This is a genomic window from Pedobacter sp. 10L46_2 (assembly GCF_056395165.1).
Genome location: NZ_JBFTIZ010000561.1, coordinates 1 through 1861, shown reverse-complemented (window position 1 = coordinate 1861; position 1861 = coordinate 1). Strand labels below are relative to the sequence as shown.

2 pseudogenes are annotated in these 1861 nt (G+C 36.3%); both read right to left on the bottom strand.

The annotated features are described in order from the left end of the window. Positions 1 to 426, bottom strand: a pseudogene (locus AC1DDX_RS27815) (diaminopimelate decarboxylase); the annotation flags it as partial. Between the two features lie 178 nt (positions 427 to 604). Next, positions 605 to 1859 (bottom strand): annotated as a pseudogene (locus tag AC1DDX_RS27810) (aspartate kinase). Positions 1860 to 1861: the final 2 nt, after the last annotated feature.

The window sequence follows — 1861 nt, the reverse complement described above, 5'->3', positions numbered from 1 at the left end:
TACATTTGGATTAATACGTATGGCTACCCTTGCTTTTTTGTTTTTCTTGCCCGCTAACTCATTAATAACTTCAAGTTCCTGAATAGATTCTACATTAAAGCAGAAAATATCATTATCTAAAGCACCATTAATTTCCTTGTCAGATTTACCCACGCCAGCAAAAACTATTTGATCTTTCGAGAAGCCAATTTCTATTGCTTTACTTACCTCACCACCACTAACGCAATCGGCTCCAAAGCCTGTAGCCTTTATTTTTTCTAAAACCCGCTGATTGAAGTTTGCTTTCATGGCGTAGTGCACATGAAAATTATATAACTTAGCTGCATCAGCACAGGTACTAAGCGTTTTTTGCAGCAAAGTAAGATCGTAGAAGTAGAAAGGTGTTTCTAAACTTGCGAAGTGCGATATATCTTTATCAGAAAACATAATGTTTAAATATCTTTTTATAATTGTTATTGTTGTTTTGGGTCTGATCTACTTTGGTAATCATCTCGACTATAAAAAGCAAAAGATCAGTGGAAAAGAGTACGAAAGAAGAAATCGTCTCTTCATCGCACTCGTTTTCATTATAGCTGGTATTATCTTTTGGCTTAGAAGAAGATAATTATTCAAATAAGCGGTTGTGTAAGCTTTTTAATGCCTCAGTTTTATCAGCTGTATTTATTAGTAATGAAATGTTATAGCTACTACCACCGTATGAGATCATACGCACCGGAATATGTTTAATTGAATCTAATACACGGGCAGCATAACCATGCTTCTCGGCACTGAAATCGCCTACAACACAAACAATCGACTGATCATTATCAACTTCTACACTTCCAAAATCATGTAGTTCTTCAATAATTTTATCAAGGTTATCCGTAAAATCAATAGTTACAGAAACAGCTACTTCTTAAGAAACCATAAGCCAATAACATTCTGCTCGATTGGATTTTTATAGCGGTGATACCATCTTTAGCCGCAATTGATTTTATTTTGCCTTTTTCACTGTCGTTTGTAATCAAAGTACCAGAAGCTGAAGGCTCCATAGTGTTCAATAACCTTACAGGGATCTTGTATTTTTGAGCCGGAAAAACAGATTGCGGGTGCAATATCTTTGCGCCAAAATAAGCTAATTCAGCCGCTTCATCAAACGAAAGCTGGGAGATTGGTTTGGTGCCTTTAACTATCCTTGGATCGTTGTTATGCATACCATCAATATCTGTCCATATCTGAACTTCCTCGGCTAGTATGGCCGCTCCTATTAAAGACGCAGTATAATCACTTCCACCACGTCTTAGGTTATCCACTTCGCCAAAACTGTTTCTGCAGATAAATCCTTGTGTAATGAATAGTTTATTTCCTTTGTTCTGATCTAGTATTGGTTGTAAGTGTTTAGTGGTATAAGGAACATCAGGTTCATTGTCCTCATCAGTTTTCATGAAATCTAAAGCAGGCAACAATACAGATGGAACACCTATAGATTTGAGATAGATATGATATAATGTAGTTGATAACAATTCACCTTGTGCAAGTACTACTTTTTCCTCAATTGGGGTAAAAAGATCGTTTACAAGGGTTTCAAGGAAGTTAAAGTGATAGTTTACTACTTCTTGTCCTTGCTCACGAAAATCGCCTTCCGGTAAAAGCTCAACTACAAATTCATTATATTTCTGATGCATTGCGTTAATAAGACTTAACGCAGCCTGTTTATCTTCCTTTAAAAGTTTGGCTGAAATTTCTACTAAACTGTTCGTTGTGCCAGACACTGCTGAAAGCACTACAATTTGTTCTTCTGCCGGATCAATAATATCCAGCAATTTTTTCATCCGCTCAGGGCTTCCTACAGAAGTTCCTCCAAACTTTAATATTCTCATAG